Origin of the sequence: Rhodoluna sp. (assembly GCF_024641065.1) — a bacterium.
GTDB lineage: Bacteria > Actinomycetota > Actinomycetes > Actinomycetales > Microbacteriaceae > Rhodoluna.
This window is the reverse complement of sequence record NZ_JAHEDV010000001.1, coordinates 182,139-196,711: the sequence shown is the minus strand read 5'-3', so window position 1 is coordinate 196,711 and position 14,573 is coordinate 182,139. Positions and strand designations below refer to the sequence as shown.

Here is a 14,573-nt window from a genome sequence, read left to right as displayed (position 1 = left end):
GATGATTGCTTCGCTAACGGGATTCGTCCAGGTTCTTCGCGCCGGTTATTTGGTGATGGATGTCAATGGAGTTGGCTACGCAGTCTCGGTAACAGCAAAAACATCCTTGCAATTGAAAATTGGCGCGAGCGTTTTTCTTCACACAAGTTTTATTGTTCGTGAAGACGCAATGTCACTGTTCGGGTTTTTAACCGACTCTGAACTTTCGATGTTTGAAGCTCTGCGATCTGTAACCGGTGTCGGGCCAAAGTCTGCGCTTGCAACGCTTAACGAATTGAGCGTTCAAGAAATTGCAACAGCGGTTTCACTTGATAGCGATGAGGTGTTCCGCAAAGTCAGTGGAATCGGTCCAAAAACTGCGAAACTCATTTGCGTCACATTGGCCGGCAAACTCCATGACATTGCGATTGTCGCGCAGGAACCAACTGTTCCAAGCGTCAACAAGCAATTGCTGGTTGATGCACTTACCGGCCTTGGATGGGGCGAAAGAGTTGCTAGCGAGGCTGTTGAGACAGTCACCAAGCAATCTTCGGATACTGATCGCAATGCCTTGCTTAGGTCGGCTTTGGCTCATCTTTCAGGTTCAAAGTCAGTTGGTGCATAGGTGAACGACTCGACCGGCGTTAGCGCCGACTCAGGAGACTTGGCTTTCGAAGCTGCTCTTAGACCTAAATCTTTGGACGAATTCATCGGTCAGACCAAGGTTCGCAAGCAAATCTCTCTGCTTCTAGAAGCTGCGCGTCTTCAGAATCGCACGCCTGACCACATCCTTCTAGCTGGCCCACCGGGCCTCGGCAAGACCACTTTGGCAATGATTGTTGCGCATGAAAGTGCAAGGCCGTTGCGCCTCACAAGCGGCCCAACCATTCAGCATGCGGGCGATCTCGCGGCCGTTCTGTCATCATTAGCGCCAGGTGAAATTTTGTTCATTGACGAAATTCACCGAATGGCAAGATCGGCTGAAGAGATGCTCTACTTGGCCATGGAGGATTACCGTGTCGACGTGATGGTTGGCAAGGGGCCCGGTGCCACTTCCATTCCTCTCGAGATATCGCCGTTCACTCTCGTAGGTGCAACGACGCGTTCAGGCATGCTGCCAAACCCGCTCAGAGACAGGTTCGGCTTCACTGCAAACTTAGAGTTTTACGAGTCCGGCGAACTATCTGAGGTAATTCGACGGGCTGCTGAAAAATTGAATGTATCCATCGACAGTCACGCTCTGGCTGCGATTGCCAAACGCAGTCGCGGTACACCACGTATCGCCAACCGCCTACTTCGACGCGTTCGAGATTTTGCTCTGGTTGCCGGCATTAGTGAAGTTTCGGAATCTGTTGCAATGCAGGCGTTGTCGCTTTATGAGGTGGATGACTTAGGTCTTGATCGCCTGGACCGGCAAATCTTGGATGTCATCATTTCGAAGTTCGAGAATCGACCAGTTGGGCTTTCAACTCTTGCCGTTGCCGTGGGGGAGGAGCCTGACACCATCGAGTCTGTCGTTGAACCCTATTTGGTACGCGCGGGGCTAATCGTCCGCACACCACGAGGGCGACAGGCAACTGCAGCAGCCATGAGACACATGGGCATCGCGCCTCAATAACAGAATCCCTTCATCTATGATTGTTAGGGCGCCAAAGGTGCCTCAAACTCTTAGATCTATTCAGACAGGCAACTCATGCAACCTCAGGACCTTTTTGTACTTGCTGCATTGGCATTGGTAATTTTCTTCATGTTCACCAGCAACAAAAAGCGCAAGAAGCAGGCCGCCGAACTTTCTGAGCAGCTCAAGACTGGTGCCTACGTGATGCTGCACAGCGGCATCTACGGCGAGGTTGTTGAAATCAACGACGACAAGCTAGTGATCGAGTCAACTCCTGGTAACAAGCTGGTCGTTGCTCGTGGTGCAGTTCGCGGCATCGTTGAAGCGCCAGCCAAGAAGGTTGCGGCCAAAAAGCCGGCTGCCAAGAAGCCGGTCGCGAAAGCTCCGGCTAAGCCAGCTGCAAAAAAGCCTGCCTCAAAATAATTTCGCTAGGGGATCCAAGTGTCTAAATCTGAACTCACCAAGGGTGCTCGCAAGCGTCTTTCTTCACTTGCTGTAATAGTCGGTCTACTGATTAGCATCATCGGATATGGCGTTCTTTCTGGAAGTGGTGCTTCGACCACTCCTAAGCTGGCACTTGACCTTTCGGGTGGAACCTCAATCATCCTTGCTCCGGTCCTAGCCGAGGGCGAGACAGTTTCTGCTGAACAGCTTGCACAGGCAGTCGCCATTATTCGTCAGCGTGTAGACGCCAGTGGTGTTTCAGAGTCAACAGTTAAAACTCAGGGTTCAAACAACATCATCGTTGAAATCCCAGGTTCGCCAGACGACAACACTCTGAAGTTGATCCGCAGTAGCGCCAAACTCGAATTCAGACCTGTATTGGTGACAGCCCAAGGAATCTCGTCAACTGTGACTGCATCGGGATCAGCAAGCCCTGCTGCCTCAGAGTCTCCGGCTCCGGCCTCAACTCCAAGTGTGAGCCCGACCGACAAGTCTGATGTCAACTGGATTACTCCTGAACTTCAAGCCGCATACGACGCACTCGACTGCTCAACTCCCTTCCGTGAAGCTGGACAGGTTGACGACCCAACCCTGCCTTTGGTTACCTGTGACACAGATGGTTTCTACAAGTACATCCTTGGACCAGTAGAGATTGATGGCTCGACCATCTCTGATGCATCCGCTGGTTTGCAAACGACGTCAACCGGAGCAACAACCAACACCTGGGCTGTCAACCTTAAGTTTGATGGCACTGGTACGCAGCAGTTCGCAGACACCACTGGTCGACTTTTTCCGCTAGAGGCTCCGCGCAACCAATTTGCCATCACCCTAGATGGTTTCGTGACGATTGCTCCGACCATCCAGGCCGTTATTGCGAATGGCTCAGCAGAGATCACCGGAAACTACACCAAAGACACGGCCAAGACTCTTGCAGATCAGCTGAAGTACGGCTCATTGCCGATTGCTTTTGAGGTTCAGAGCCAAGAGAACATCTCTGCGACCCTAGGTTCAGAGCAGCTAACCAGTGGCTTGCTCGCGGGAGCCATCGGTCTGCTATTGGTCGTTATCTATTCAATTTTCCAATACCGTGGCCTTGCAGTGGTTACCATCGGCTCGCTGATTGTTGCTGCTGTCGTGGTTTATCTTGCTATCACTTTGTTGTCGTGGCGCCAGGGTTATCGACTCTCGCTAGCGGGTGTCGCCGGCTTAATCGTTTCGATTGGTATCACGGCTGACTCATTCATCGTTTACTTCGAGCGTGTTCGTGACGAAATTCGTGACGGCAGACCGCTGTCAGTTGCTGTCGACGTTGGCTGGAAGCGCGCCTTTAGAACCATCATCGTTTCTGGTTTGGTTAGCCTTTTGGCTGCTGTGGTCTTGTTTGTGCTAACAGTGGGCAATGTTCGCGGTTTCGCGTACACACTCGGTCTTACCACCTTGGTCGACCTTATGATCGCGGTCTTGTTTACTCACCCGTTGCTTCAGTTGCTGGCGCGTACTCGATTCTTTAGTTCAGGCGGCACTTGGTCAGGCTTTGATGTTAAGAATCTGGGTTCGGCCGGCTACGTAGGTCGCGGACAATTTAGAGCAGCTGAAAAGGTTGCTCCTGCCAAGCTGGCTAAGGCTTCAAAAGAGGCCAGCAAGCGCCAGACCATCGCCGAGCGTAAAGCTGCCGAACTACTATCGCCTTCAAAGAAGAGCGGGGAGAAGAACTAATGTCTCGTTTTAGTGATTTCGGAAACGACCTTTACACAGGTTCCCGTTCTATCAACGTAGTTGGCAAGCGCAAGATCTGGTATTCAATCAGCGCTGTGCTACTGGCTATTTTCCTAGCTTTTTCACTTGTCAAGGGCTTCAATTTTGGCATCGAGTTTCGCGGCGGTTCAGAGTTTAGAGTGGCTGGCGTAACCGAGACATCTCAGCAGTTAGCAGTCGACGCTGTGAAGTCAGTTGTTCCAGAGCAAAATCCGTTGGTGTCTAACGTCGGCACCGATAGCATCCGCGTGCAAACCGAACAACTGAGTGACCTTGAGTCTGAAGACGTTCGCGTGGCTTTGGCTACTGCTTATGGTGTCAACAGCTCAGACGTGGCGAGTTCATTTATCGGCGCTAACTGGGGTGCAGATGTGACCTCAAAGGCTCTCACCGGTCTTATCGTTTTCATCGCCCTGGCTGCAGTTTTGATGGCGCTGTACTTTAGAACGCTAAAGATGTCGGTTGCAGCAGTTGTAGCCCTGCTCCACGACCTCGTGATCACAGCTGGTGTTTACGCACTCACAGGTTTCGAGGTTACCCCTGCAGCGGTAATTGGGTTCCTGACCATTTTGGGTTACTCGCTATATGACACGGTGGTGGTCTTTGACAAGATCCGTGAAAATACCTTGGATGTTGAGCACAGCGAGACCACAACCTTCGCACAGCAGGTTAACTACGCTGTGAACCAAACCTTGGTTCGTTCAATCAACACCACTGTAGTTGCTGTGTTGCCGGTGGCTTCGATCTTGTTCATCGGAGCGGCTTTGCTAGGCGCCGGAACACTTCGCGACATTGCGTTGGCTTTGTTCATCGGCATGCTTATCGGCACATATTCAACCATTTTCATCGCAGCGCCGCTTTACAGCCAGCTTCGTGAAAACGAGCCTCGTTTCAGCAAAGTAAAGGCCGCCTAGGTCTTTTCGAATTGTTAGTCTTTCATTAGAGAGAGGCAATAATGAGCGACGCTACACCTACCGGTTCGATTGCGACTCTTCGTAGTCGTATGCCAAAGTTTTTTGCCAAGAGCGGCCCTTATGCCAGCGAAATGGCTGAGATTTTGCGTTTGGCACGCGCCAATCATCCGCGGTCTGACCTTTCAATAATTGACAGGGCATTCGAGGTAGCCGAGCTTGCTCACAGACCTCAGGTTCGCAAGTCTGGCGAGCCGTACATCACTCATCCTCTTGCTGTGACTCATATCTTGGCCGAGTTGGGCATTGGTCCGGTCACCCTCGCTGCGTCGTTACTGCATGACACTGTTGAAGACACCGACTACACACTTGATCAATTAACCAAGGATTTCGGCCCAGAGGTCGCAATGCTCGTCGACGGTGTAACCAAGCTCGACAAAGTTAAGTTCGGTGATCACGCGCAGGCTGAAACTGTTCGCAAAATGGTCGTCGCCATGTCGAAAGACATTCGAGTGTTGGTAATTAAGCTTGCTGACCGACTTCACAACGCCCGCACCTGGGGTTTCGTTCCAGCTGAATCAGCTCGTCGCAAGGCTCAAGAAACCCTAGAAATTTACGCGCCGCTCGCTCATCGTCTCGGTATCAACACCATCAAGTGGGAACTCGAGGACATTTCTTTCAGCGTCCTTTATCCGAAGGTTTACGAAGAGATCGTAAACCTGGTGAAGCAGCGCACTCCAAAACGAGCTGAGTTCATTGAATCGGTAATCGGTTCAATCGAAGAAGATCTTCGCGATGCGAAAATCAAGGGAAAAGTTGCCGGAAGGCCGAAGCAGTACTACTCGATCTATCAAAAGATGGTGGTTCGCGGTCGCGAATTTGATGACATCTATGACCTCGTGGGAATTCGCGTCCTCGTCAATGAGATTCGAGACTGCTACGCAGTTCTTGGTTCGATTCACGCGCGTTGGAACCCTATCCCAGGTCGTTTCAAAGATTACATCGCCATGCCGAAGTTCAATTTGTACCAGTCATTGCACACCACGGTTATGGGCCCGCAGGGGCGACCGGTTGAGATTCAGATTCGCACTCACGAGATGCACCAGCGTGCTGAATACGGTGTGGCGGCACACTGGAAGTACAAAGAGCAAATCGGTAAATCAGAAGTTACTTCAGATGAAGATCTGGCTTGGCTGAAGCACCTGACCGACTGGCAAGCAGAGACTCAAGACCCTTCTGAGTTTCTCGATTCACTGCGATTTGAAATCGGCGCCAAAGAGGTTTACGTCTTCACGCCTAAGGGTCGAGTAATTGGCCTTGCTGGGGGAGCGACGCCTGTTGACTTTGCCTACGCCGTTCACACCGAAGTTGGTCACAGAACAATGGGCGCCAAGGTGAACGGTCGTCTGGTTCCACTCGAAACACCATTGGTTTCTGGTGATGTTATCGAAATCTTTACTTCTAAATCTCCGGATGCTGGCCCTAGCCAGGACTGGTTGAACTTCGTCAAGTCCCCTCGGGCCAGGGCAAAAATTAAGCAGTGGTTTGCCGTTGGCCGCCGAGACGAGGCTATTGAGTCTGGTCGCGAGCAGCTTGCTAAGGCAATGCGCAAGCAAAACCTTCCGCTCCAAAGACTTATGGCCGCTGATGAGCTAGTAAAGCTCGCTGGCGAGCTTAGATATTCCGGTGTTGAGGCGCTATATGCGGCAGTCGGAGACAATCAAATCTCAGCCCAGTCAGTAGTTGAGAAGCTCACGGCTGCCATTTCAGATTCTGATCAAGACGAACAGGAGTTCACCCTTCCTGCTGCTCCGAGAAGCATCAATAGACAACGTTCGAACGACGCTGGTGTTCTCGTAAAAGGCGACTCGGATGTATTGGTGAAGCTAGCCCGCTGTTGCACTCCTGTGCCCGGTGACAGCATCCTAGGCTTCGTCACAAGAGGTAGCGGAGTATCGGTTCACCGAAACGACTGCAAGAACGTGGAGCACTTGCTGCTCGAGCCTGAGCGAATCATGGAGGTTTCGTGGGCGCCAACCTCAAAGACACTGTTCTTAGTTCAAATTCAGATTGAGGCGTTGGACCGTTCAGGTCTACTTTCGGATGTAACGCGTGTGCTCTCTGAGCACCACGTAAACATCTTGTCGGCCTCGGTTTCAACCAGAAGCGACCGTGTCGCGCTGAGCCGCTTCGTCTTTGAGATGGGCGATGCGGCCGTTCTTGAACACCTCTTGAATGCTGTTCGCCGCATTGAAGCTGTCTACGACGTTTATCGCGTTTCTAGCTAAAAAAAGGGAGCCTTACGGCTCCCTTTTTACGTCTATTGGTTTGAGTTTTACTTCATTGAAGCTACGACAACCTCTAGCCAGGCCTTGCGCGCATTCAGAGCCTCGGTTGCCTTTTCGGTTGCCTTTGCATCCTTCTTAGCCATTGCTGCAGCAAGATCTGCCTCTAGTTTCGCAATTGAATCCTCAAGCTGGGAGATAACGCCGTTTGATCGATCGATTGCAGCTGGGTCGGTCTTGCGCCAGTGTTCTTCTTCAGCTTTGCGAACCGACTGCTCGATAGCACGGAGTTTATCCTCAGTCTCACGGAGCTTGTCCTTTGGAACGCGGCCAGCCTTTTCCCAGCGCTGCTGAATTGCCAACAACTGTTTTTTGGCAGTGGCCAGGTCTTTCTGCGGGTCAATTGAAGCAGCGTCTTTCAAGATCGCCAGCTTGGCTTCTAGGTTCTCGTTTTGTTCAGCTGACTCAACAACAACTTCTGAAGCGCGGGCTGCGAAGATGGCATCGCCGGCAGCCTTGAAGCGGGACCAAAGCGCGTCGTCCGATTTTCCTGGAGTGCGTCCGCTGCTCTTCCAAGCATCCAAAAGCTTGCGGTAATCAGCCGTTGCTTCGGCACCACGCGACACCAAAGCCTCTGCCTGTGCAACTATTTCATTCTTCGCATTTCGAGCCTGTTTGTTGGTCGCATCCAGTGAAGCGAAATACTGGCGCTTAGCGGCGTCGAACTTAGTACGTGCGGCTGAAAAACGCTTCCAAAGCGCATCGGCGTCGCTCTTAGACACCTTCGGGCCTGATTTTTGAACGGCTTGCCACTTGTCAAACAGTGCGGCCATCTCTGCAGCAGAATTCTTCCACTGAGTTTTAGAGGCATCTTGGTTGCTGATGGTTTCGGCTTGGGCGACGATGGCTTCGCGTTCCGCCAGGGATTTGTGGGCGGCCTCTTTGTTTTGTTCAGATTTCTCTGAGGTGAGCGCGCGAATCTTCTCATCAAGGTTAGAAACACGGCGACGCAGGTCTGCGATGTCACCGACGGCAGCTGGCTCAGTCAATTCCTGAGTTAGCTTTGCTGCAGCTTTTTGAAGACCAGCTGCATCGAGCTTTCCGGCAACACGCTGTTCTAGAAGGCGCACCTGAGCGTTTAGATCGCTGAACTTGCGCTCAAAATATGCAAGAGCCTCTTCAGGTGAGACACCAGGATACTGCCCGACCTTGCGCTCCTGCCCGGCCTCGATTACGAAGACGTTGTTGTCGGCATCGACACGACCGAAGGTATTGTTTGTAGACATGTGGACTCCTGAGATTTGCCTTGTTGTAAGTGCTATTTTACGGTGATTGATTTGATTACTGCCGCTGTGTTTGGCGCACCATCGGTTCCATCACCTGAAACGCCGTCTGCAGCGATGTTGCTGATCGTTTCGAGACCAGAGGTGATTCTTCCGAGCACCGTGTAGCCACCGGCAGAGTCAGACGGAATTGGGCTGTCCTTGTAGACGATAAAGAACTGGCTACCCATGCTCGAACCATTGCCACCTTGGCGAGCCATAGCAATTGTGCCAGCAGGGTAAATGTCGTCGGCAGGAGCGTTCTCAATCGGCCCCCAACTGTAGCCTGGGCCACCAGTTCCATCTCCGTTTGGGTCTCCACACTGCAAAACGTAGATTCCCTCAGTAACCAAGCGGTGGCAATTGTTGTTCATGTAAAAGCCTGACTGAGACAGCGCAACGAAATTTGCCGTTGCCTGTGGGGCATTTACGCCATCCAAGGTGATACCTAGGGTTGAGTCGTTGATGTAGATTTCACCGCTCCAAGAGCGGTTTTCAGCTACCGAAATCGAAGGCACACTGCCCGGAGTTTCAGCCAAATTGGCATTTGGGCTGCCTGGGCCAAATGCAAAATACGAAAGCTGCAATGCGAGAGCAACTAGGATTGCCCCAGCGCTAAACAAAACTGCTTTTCGGTTATCTATTCTTCGCTTCGCAACCAGTGCGTTTTGCTGGTCTACGCGAAGTTGGTATTCAGTTAGCCGACGCCTTTCTGCAGCGCGAAATTTCGATAAATCCTTGTTATTTGGCATTGGTTTCCTCCGTCATCGAGTCTAGGCGAGCGCCACTTCACATTTTCGATAGCCTTAACACATGTCGCAAAACTCGCTCTATTCCGGCACTATGCCGCTCGCGGCGAGAATGCGCCCAAATACCTTGGATGAAGTGCTCGGTCAGGAGCATCTGCTAGGTGCGGGGCAACCACTTAGCGCCCTTGCTGTGAAAGCAATGGCTGGAGAATCTCTGAGCGCGTCTTCGGTAATTCTCTGGGGTCCTCCCGGTATTGGCAAAACCACGCTGGCTCAATTGGTTGCAAGGCTGAGCGGACGCAGATTTGTTGAACTCAGCGCAATCACCGCTGGCGTCAAGGATGTGCGCGAAGTTATGGAGAAAGCTCGTAACGACCGTGATTTATACGGAGTAAGCACGATCCTCTTTCTCGATGAGATACACCGCTTCTCGAAAGCCCAGCAGGACGCACTTCTTCCGGGCGTTGAAAGCGGTTGGATAATCCTGATTGCTGCGACTACTGAGAACCCCTCTTTCTCTGTCATTGCTCCGTTGCTGTCACGCTCGATACTTCTAACCCTGAAACCCCTTTCAGATGAGCACATCATTGCCTTGATCGAACGCGCACTCAACGACATCCGTGGTCTGAATTCGGTGGTTTCAAGTACAGAAGAAGTTAATAGGCAGATTGCCGTGCTTGCTGCCGGAGATGCTCGGCGTGCTCTTACCTTGCTTGAAGCGGCCGCCACAATCGCCTTGGCTGGCGCCCCAGAAAAGACTAGACCTGAGCTATCACTTGATTTGGTTGCACAAGCAGTGGATAAAGCTATCGCGAGATATGACAAAAACGGCGACCAGCACTACGACGTGATTAGCGCGTTCATAAAATCTGTGCGTGGTTCTGACGCCGACGCTGCTATTCATTACCTAGCGAGAATGATTTCAGCAGGGGAGGATCCCCGGTTCATCGCTCGCCGATTGATTATTCTCGCCGCTGAAGATATTGGGCTGGCCGACCCTCAGGCTCTATCACTCGCGGTTGCCGCTGGTGAAGCTGTCTCGATGATTGGTATGCCCGAAGGCAGAATACCGTTGGCCGAAGCAACCATCTATCTTGCGATGGCACCGAAATCAAACACCGCTTACAACGCAATAAATAGCGCTATTACCGACGTAGAGAATGGTTTTATCGGTGAAGTGCCAAACCCGCTGCGTAGTTCAAACTACGCAGGCGCCAGAAAAGCGGGCGCAGGTATTGGCTATGTTTACCCTCATGACAGCTCAGCTGCAGTCGTTGAACAGGAATATTTGCCAACAAAGGTTGCTAAGCGTCGGTATTTTCTTCCCAAAGAAATAGGCGCTGAACGTGAACTGGTTGAACGCTGGAGCCGTTTGCGGGCCATAATTCGAGGACCAAAAGCCTAACGAGGGTTCTTTACCTCTCAGCAAGTCGCTGATAGGCTAGAGAGGTTGCCGACTGGAATGCTCGAACGCGGCTGTACGAGCTTTCGTCACGGTGCGACCACTGAATAGCCAAGTGGTCCGTGGCAAAGGATTCATTCCCAGAATCCGTTTTGTGAACATTTACCGCTATTAAAAGGATCCTCAGATCCATTGAAAGGAACACGTGTCAAAAACTACACGTACCCGCAGCAAGACTCGTTTGTCTCGCGCACTGGGCATTGCCCTAACCCCAAAGGCTGCTAAGTATCTAGAGAAGCGTCCATACGCTCCAGGTGAGCACGGACGCACCAAGAAGAAGGCCGACAGCGACTACGCCGTTCGTCTTCGCGAGAAGCAGCGTCTACGCGCTCAGTACGGCATCCGTGAGGCACAGCTTCGCAAGACCTTCCAGGAAGCAAAGCGCGCTGAGGGTCTAACCGGTGAAAACCTAGTAGAGCTTCTTGAAATGCGTCTCGACGCAGTCGTGCTACGCGCCGGCTTCGCTCGTACCATTGCCCAGGCTCGTCAGATGGTTGTGCACCGCCACATCCTTGTAAACGGTGAGCGCGTTGACCGCCCATCATTCCGCGTAAAGCCAGGCCAGCTTGTACACGTACACGCTAAGTCTGAGGGCGCAGAGCCATTCCAGGTTGCTGCTGCTGGCGGACACGTTGACGTGTTGCCTCCAGTTCCTGGCTACCTTGATGTTCAGCTAGACAAGTTACACGCAACCCTAGTTCGTCGTCCAAAGCGCGCTGAAGTTCCAGTTACCTGTGAAGTTCAGCTCGTTGTTGAGTACTACGCAGCCCGCTAAATAAGCAAACTTAGGAGTTCAGATGAGCGGTGGAGAAATCGCAGGATTGATCTTTGCAGGTGGATTCGTTCTACTAGTAATTTTCACTGCAGTGCCTCTTCTAAAGCTTGGTCGCGTGCTCGATGAAACACGGACTTCAATCCGTGACCTCAACGAGACCGTGTCTCCGCTGCTCTCTGAACTCACTGAGACCGTTAGTTCTGCCAATAAGCAACTAGCGAAAATTGACATCATCACTGAAAACGTTGCCGAAGTTAGCTCAAATGTAAGCTCGCTCGTCGCAGTATTTTCTGCAACACTCGGCTCACCACTTGTAAAGATCGCTGGCCTAACTAAGGCTCTGCGATCTACTCTGCTAGGCAAAAAGAAGTAGGTTTCGTCATGAAGAAGTTGTTCTGGTTCGCTGTAGGTGCAGCCGCAGGTCTTGCTGCTGCAAAGCAGATTCAAGAAAACCCAAAGGTCGCTGCTGTCGTTGATGACTATGCCAAAAAAGCACGCGAATTTGGTGCAGCAATGTCTGAGGGCTTTACCGAGCGCTCGTCTGAGCTAGCCGCCGAGCGTAAGGCTCCAGCGAAAGAAGCTTCAACCAGGTCGGCCTCGAAGCCGACCGCAAAATAACGTGCAGACGGCTGAGATCCGTCAGCGCTGGCTCGATTTTTTCGAGCGCAACGGTCACACCGTTGTTCCTTCAGCTTCTCTGATTAGCGAAGACCCATCACTTCTCTTCACCGTTGCCGGCATGGTGCCCTTTATTCCGTACATGAGCGGATTAGTTCCTGCCCCATTCGATCGTGCAACTAGCGTTCAAAAGTGCGTTCGCACACTTGACATTGAAGAAGTTGGAAAAACAACCCGTCACGGCACGTTCTTTCAAATGAACGGCAATTTCTCGTTTGGAGACTATTTCAAACGCGAAGCAATCACCTACGCCTGGGAGTTCCTGACCGGCTCACTAGACTCTGGATGCCTAGGTCTAGATCCGCAACTTCTTTGGGTCACCGTCTTCGAGAACGACGATGAGTCGATCTCTATCTGGCGTGAAGTCGCTGACATTCCAATGGAGCGAATTCAGCGCCGCGGAATGAAAGACAACTACTGGTCTACCGGGCAGCCTGGTCCAGCTGGACCATGCTCCGAAATCTATTACGACCGCGGCCCGGCATATGGGCGTGAAGGCGGACCTGAGGCTGACGAAGATCGATACATCGAGATCTGGAACCTTGTGTTCATGCAGTTTGAACGCGGGGAAGGAACTGGCAAGGATTCGTTCGAGATTCTTCGTGAACTTCCTAAGAAAAACATTGACACTGGAATGGGTCTGGAACGCGTTGCGTTCTTGATGCAGGGCGTTGAGAATCTTTACGAAATTGACCAAGTTCGCCCGGTTCTAGACGCAGCTGCTACTCTTTCGAAAAAATCATACGGCGCCTCGGTAGAAGACGATGTTCGACTGCGAGTAGTAGCAGATCACGTCCGCTCAGCGTTGATGCTAATCGGAGATGGCGTTACACCGGCAAATGACGGCAGAGGCTATGTGCTTCGACGACTATTGCGAAGAACTGTGCGCGCAATGAGGTTGCTCGGCGTTGAGGCTCCAACCTTTGCTGAATTGTTCCCTGTATCTAAGAACGCAATGATGGCCGCCTATCCGGAGCTGGATCGGGACTTTGATCGAATTCTTCGCACTGCGCTTGCTGAAGAAGAAACCTTCTTGCGCACGCTATCTGCGGGAACAGTTTTCTTGGACGAGGCACTAGCCGAGGTCAAAGCAACCGGTTCTAAGCAACTCGCCGGCGACGCAGCCTTCTTGTTGCACGACACCTACGGTTTTCCAATCGACCTAACTCTAGAAGTTGCCGAGGAAGCTGGTTTGACAGTTGATCGAGACGGCTTCAAAGCGCTTATGGCTGAGCAGCGCGATCGCGCTAAGGCAGATGCACGCGAAAAGAAACTGGGCGGAACCGATCTCTCTGTTTACTCAGCGTTCCGCGCCCTGGGCGTCACCAAATTCACTGGCTACGAGGAGCTCTCGACAGACTCCAAGGTACTTGGCCTAATCGTTGACGGGGCTGACTCCCAGGTTGCGTCGGTCGGGCAAATCGCCGAAGTTATCTTGAGTGAGACATCTTTCTACGCTGAATCTGGCGGCCAGGATTCCGACGCTGGATTCATCCTTGGAGATGGGCTAAAGCTCGAAGTTCTTGACGTCCAGAAGCCGGTTAAGGGCCTAATTAGCCACAAGGTTCTTGTGCGTGAGGGAGAAGTAACCGTGGGGCAGCGCGTTAGCACCTCGGTCGACGCCGACTGGCGCGTCGGTGCTTGCCAGGCGCACTCTGGAACCCACGTGGTGCATGCCGCGCTTCGCCAAGTTCTAGGCCCAGATGCACTCCAAAGCGGTTCTTATAACAAGCCTGGCTACCTTCGCCTTGACTTCTCATGGAATCAGGCGCTTAGCCTTGAGACCAGAAGCGAGATTGAAGAGGTTACCAACCTTGCGATCCGCGGCGATTTGGCGGTAAGCGCACAGCACATGAGCCTTCCAGAAGCCCGTGAATTCGGCGCTGTGGCACTGTTTGGTGAAACCTACGATGAAAGTGTTCGCGTCATTCAAATCGGCGGCCCTTGGTCACGAGAGCTTTGTGGTGGAACGCACGTTTCTCGAAGCTCTCAAATTGGGCTCATCGCACTGACCGGTGAATCATCTGTTGGCTCAGGTTCTCGACGCCTTGAGGCACTGGTAGGCATCGAAGCCTTCCGCAGCCTTGCAGCTGAGCGTGCGCTGGTTGCCCGAATGACTGAGGCTCTAAAGGCACCGAGAGAACTTGTTGAAGAACGCCTTGCTAGCACCATCGAGGAACTGAAAAACGCACAGCGCAAGCTATCTGCACTTCAAAGCGCATCATTGGCTACCAGAGTTCCAGAGTTGATCTCATCGGCAAAGGTAGTCAAGGGTGTACGCCTAATTTCGCAGAACCTTGGTGCGCTAGAGTCTGTCGATGACCTACGTGGTCTTGTTTCAAACACCCGTGAAAAAGCAGGAGCAGAGTCTGTCGTAGTTGCACTGTTTGCTGTGATTGCTGACAAGCCAATGCTTGTTGTTGCAACGAACGAAGCAGCACGCAAATCAGGCGCGAAGGCCGGGCAATTGGTTCGTGTTGCCAGTGCAATTCTTGGCGGTGGCGGTGGCGGTAAAGACGACATCGCACAGGGTGGCGGCAGTGACTCAACCAAAATCACGGATGCTATCGAAGCCCTAACCGAGGCAATTTAGTA

The 14,573-nt window shown here is 52.2% G+C and carries 13 protein-coding genes; 11 read left to right on the top strand and 2 right to left on the bottom strand.

Annotation, left to right across the window (positions count from 1 at the left end; genetic code table 11):
* Window position 1: 1 nt before the first annotated feature.
* The 6 genes from ruvA to Q0L26_RS00910 all read left to right on the top strand — a co-directional run bounded on the left by ruvA (window position 2) and on the right by Q0L26_RS00910 (window position 6,995).
* Window positions 2-604 (top strand): Holliday junction branch migration protein RuvA, encoded by a 603-nt coding sequence (gene ruvA, locus Q0L26_RS00935; RefSeq protein ID WP_296646178.1) that lies wholly within the window; start codon window positions 2-4, stop codon window positions 602-604.
* Window positions 605-1,597: a Holliday junction branch migration DNA helicase RuvB gene (ruvB, locus tag Q0L26_RS00930; RefSeq protein ID WP_296646175.1), complete on the top strand. Its 993-nt coding sequence runs from the start codon at window positions 605-607 to the stop codon at window positions 1,595-1,597. It abuts the gene before it with no gap.
* Window positions 1,598-1,672: 75 nt separating this feature from the next.
* Complete coding sequence (yajC, locus tag Q0L26_RS00925) at window positions 1,673-2,020, top strand: preprotein translocase subunit YajC (protein ID WP_296646173.1); 348 nt, start codon at window positions 1,673-1,675, stop codon at window positions 2,018-2,020.
* 18 nt (window positions 2,021-2,038) lie between these two features.
* Entirely contained in the window at window positions 2,039-3,757 is a 1,719-nt protein-coding gene (gene secD, locus Q0L26_RS00920) for a protein translocase subunit SecD (RefSeq protein ID WP_296646170.1), read from the top strand.
* Window positions 3,757-4,710 carry a protein translocase subunit SecF gene (gene secF, locus Q0L26_RS00915; protein WP_296646166.1) on the top strand — a complete coding sequence of 318 codons (954 nt, stop codon included), beginning with the start codon at window positions 3,757-3,759 and terminating at the stop codon, window positions 4,708-4,710. The genes secD and secF overlap by 1 nt, the downstream gene beginning before the upstream one ends.
* Window positions 4,711-4,751: 41 nt before the next feature.
* On the top strand, window positions 4,752-6,995 hold the full coding sequence (locus tag Q0L26_RS00910) for a bifunctional (p)ppGpp synthetase/guanosine-3',5'-bis(diphosphate) 3'-pyrophosphohydrolase (RefSeq protein ID WP_296646163.1): 2,244 nt from the start codon (window positions 4,752-4,754) through the stop codon (window positions 6,993-6,995).
* A 47-nt stretch (window positions 6,996-7,042) separates the two neighbouring features.
* Here Q0L26_RS00910 and Q0L26_RS00905 read toward each other — a convergent pair whose 3' ends face one another.
* Complete coding sequence (locus tag Q0L26_RS00905; RefSeq protein ID WP_296646160.1) at window positions 7,043-8,278, bottom strand: DUF349 domain-containing protein; 1,236 nt, start codon at window positions 8,276-8,278, stop codon at window positions 7,043-7,045.
* 32 nt (window positions 8,279-8,310) lie between these two features.
* Window positions 8,311-9,066 carry a peptidylprolyl isomerase gene (locus tag Q0L26_RS00900; protein WP_296646159.1) on the bottom strand — a complete coding sequence of 252 codons (756 nt, stop codon included), beginning with the start codon at window positions 9,064-9,066 and terminating at the stop codon, window positions 8,311-8,313.
* 61 nt (window positions 9,067-9,127) lie between these two features.
* Between Q0L26_RS00900 and Q0L26_RS00895 the strand changes: the two genes are divergently transcribed.
* The 5 genes from Q0L26_RS00895 (at window position 9,128) to alaS (ending at window position 14,571) form a co-directional block, all read left to right on the top strand.
* Window positions 9,128-10,468, top strand: a complete 1,341-nt coding sequence (locus Q0L26_RS00895; RefSeq protein ID WP_296646156.1) for a replication-associated recombination protein A — start codon at window positions 9,128-9,130, stop codon at window positions 10,466-10,468.
* Between the two features lie 202 nt (window positions 10,469-10,670).
* A complete protein-coding gene (rpsD, locus tag Q0L26_RS00890) occupies window positions 10,671-11,300 on the top strand; it encodes a 30S ribosomal protein S4 (RefSeq protein WP_296646154.1) in 630 nt (209 codons plus the stop codon).
* A gap of 22 nt (window positions 11,301-11,322) precedes the next feature.
* Window positions 11,323-11,673: a DUF948 domain-containing protein gene (locus Q0L26_RS00885; protein ID WP_296646152.1), complete on the top strand. Its 351-nt coding sequence runs from the start codon at window positions 11,323-11,325 to the stop codon at window positions 11,671-11,673.
* A gap of 8 nt (window positions 11,674-11,681) precedes the next feature.
* Window positions 11,682-11,918: a hypothetical protein gene (locus tag Q0L26_RS00880; protein WP_296646150.1), complete on the top strand. Its 237-nt coding sequence runs from the start codon at window positions 11,682-11,684 to the stop codon at window positions 11,916-11,918.
* A 1-nt stretch (window position 11,919) separates the two neighbouring features.
* On the top strand, window positions 11,920-14,571 hold the full coding sequence (gene alaS / locus Q0L26_RS00875; RefSeq protein WP_296646146.1) for an alanine--tRNA ligase: 2,652 nt from the start codon (window positions 11,920-11,922) through the stop codon (window positions 14,569-14,571).
* Window positions 14,572-14,573 lie beyond the last annotated feature (2 nt).

What these genes read in the sequence shown, in the direction of transcription:
- ruvA (WP_296646178.1), top strand. Translation starts at nt 2, where the DNA reads ATGATTGCTTCGCTAACGGGATTCGTCCAGGTTCTTCGCGCCGGTTAT.
- yajC (WP_296646173.1), top strand. Translation starts at nt 1,673, where the DNA reads ATGCAACCTCAGGACCTTTTTGTACTTGCTGCATTGGCATTGGTAATT.
- secF (WP_296646166.1), top strand. Translation starts at nt 3,757, where the DNA reads ATGTCTCGTTTTAGTGATTTCGGAAACGACCTTTACACAGGTTCCCGT.
- Q0L26_RS00910 (WP_296646163.1), top strand. Translation starts at nt 4,752, where the DNA reads ATGAGCGACGCTACACCTACCGGTTCGATTGCGACTCTTCGTAGTCGT.
- Q0L26_RS00905 (WP_296646160.1), bottom strand. Translation starts at nt 8,278, where the DNA reads ATGTCTACAAACAATACCTTCGGTCGTGTCGATGCCGACAACAACGTC.
- Q0L26_RS00900 (WP_296646159.1), bottom strand. Translation starts at nt 9,066, where the DNA reads ATGCCAAATAACAAGGATTTATCGAAATTTCGCGCTGCAGAAAGGCGT.
- Q0L26_RS00895 (WP_296646156.1), top strand. Translation starts at nt 9,128, where the DNA reads ATGTCGCAAAACTCGCTCTATTCCGGCACTATGCCGCTCGCGGCGAGA.
- Q0L26_RS00885 (WP_296646152.1), top strand. Translation starts at nt 11,323, where the DNA reads ATGAGCGGTGGAGAAATCGCAGGATTGATCTTTGCAGGTGGATTCGTT.
- Q0L26_RS00880 (WP_296646150.1), top strand. Translation starts at nt 11,682, where the DNA reads ATGAAGAAGTTGTTCTGGTTCGCTGTAGGTGCAGCCGCAGGTCTTGCT.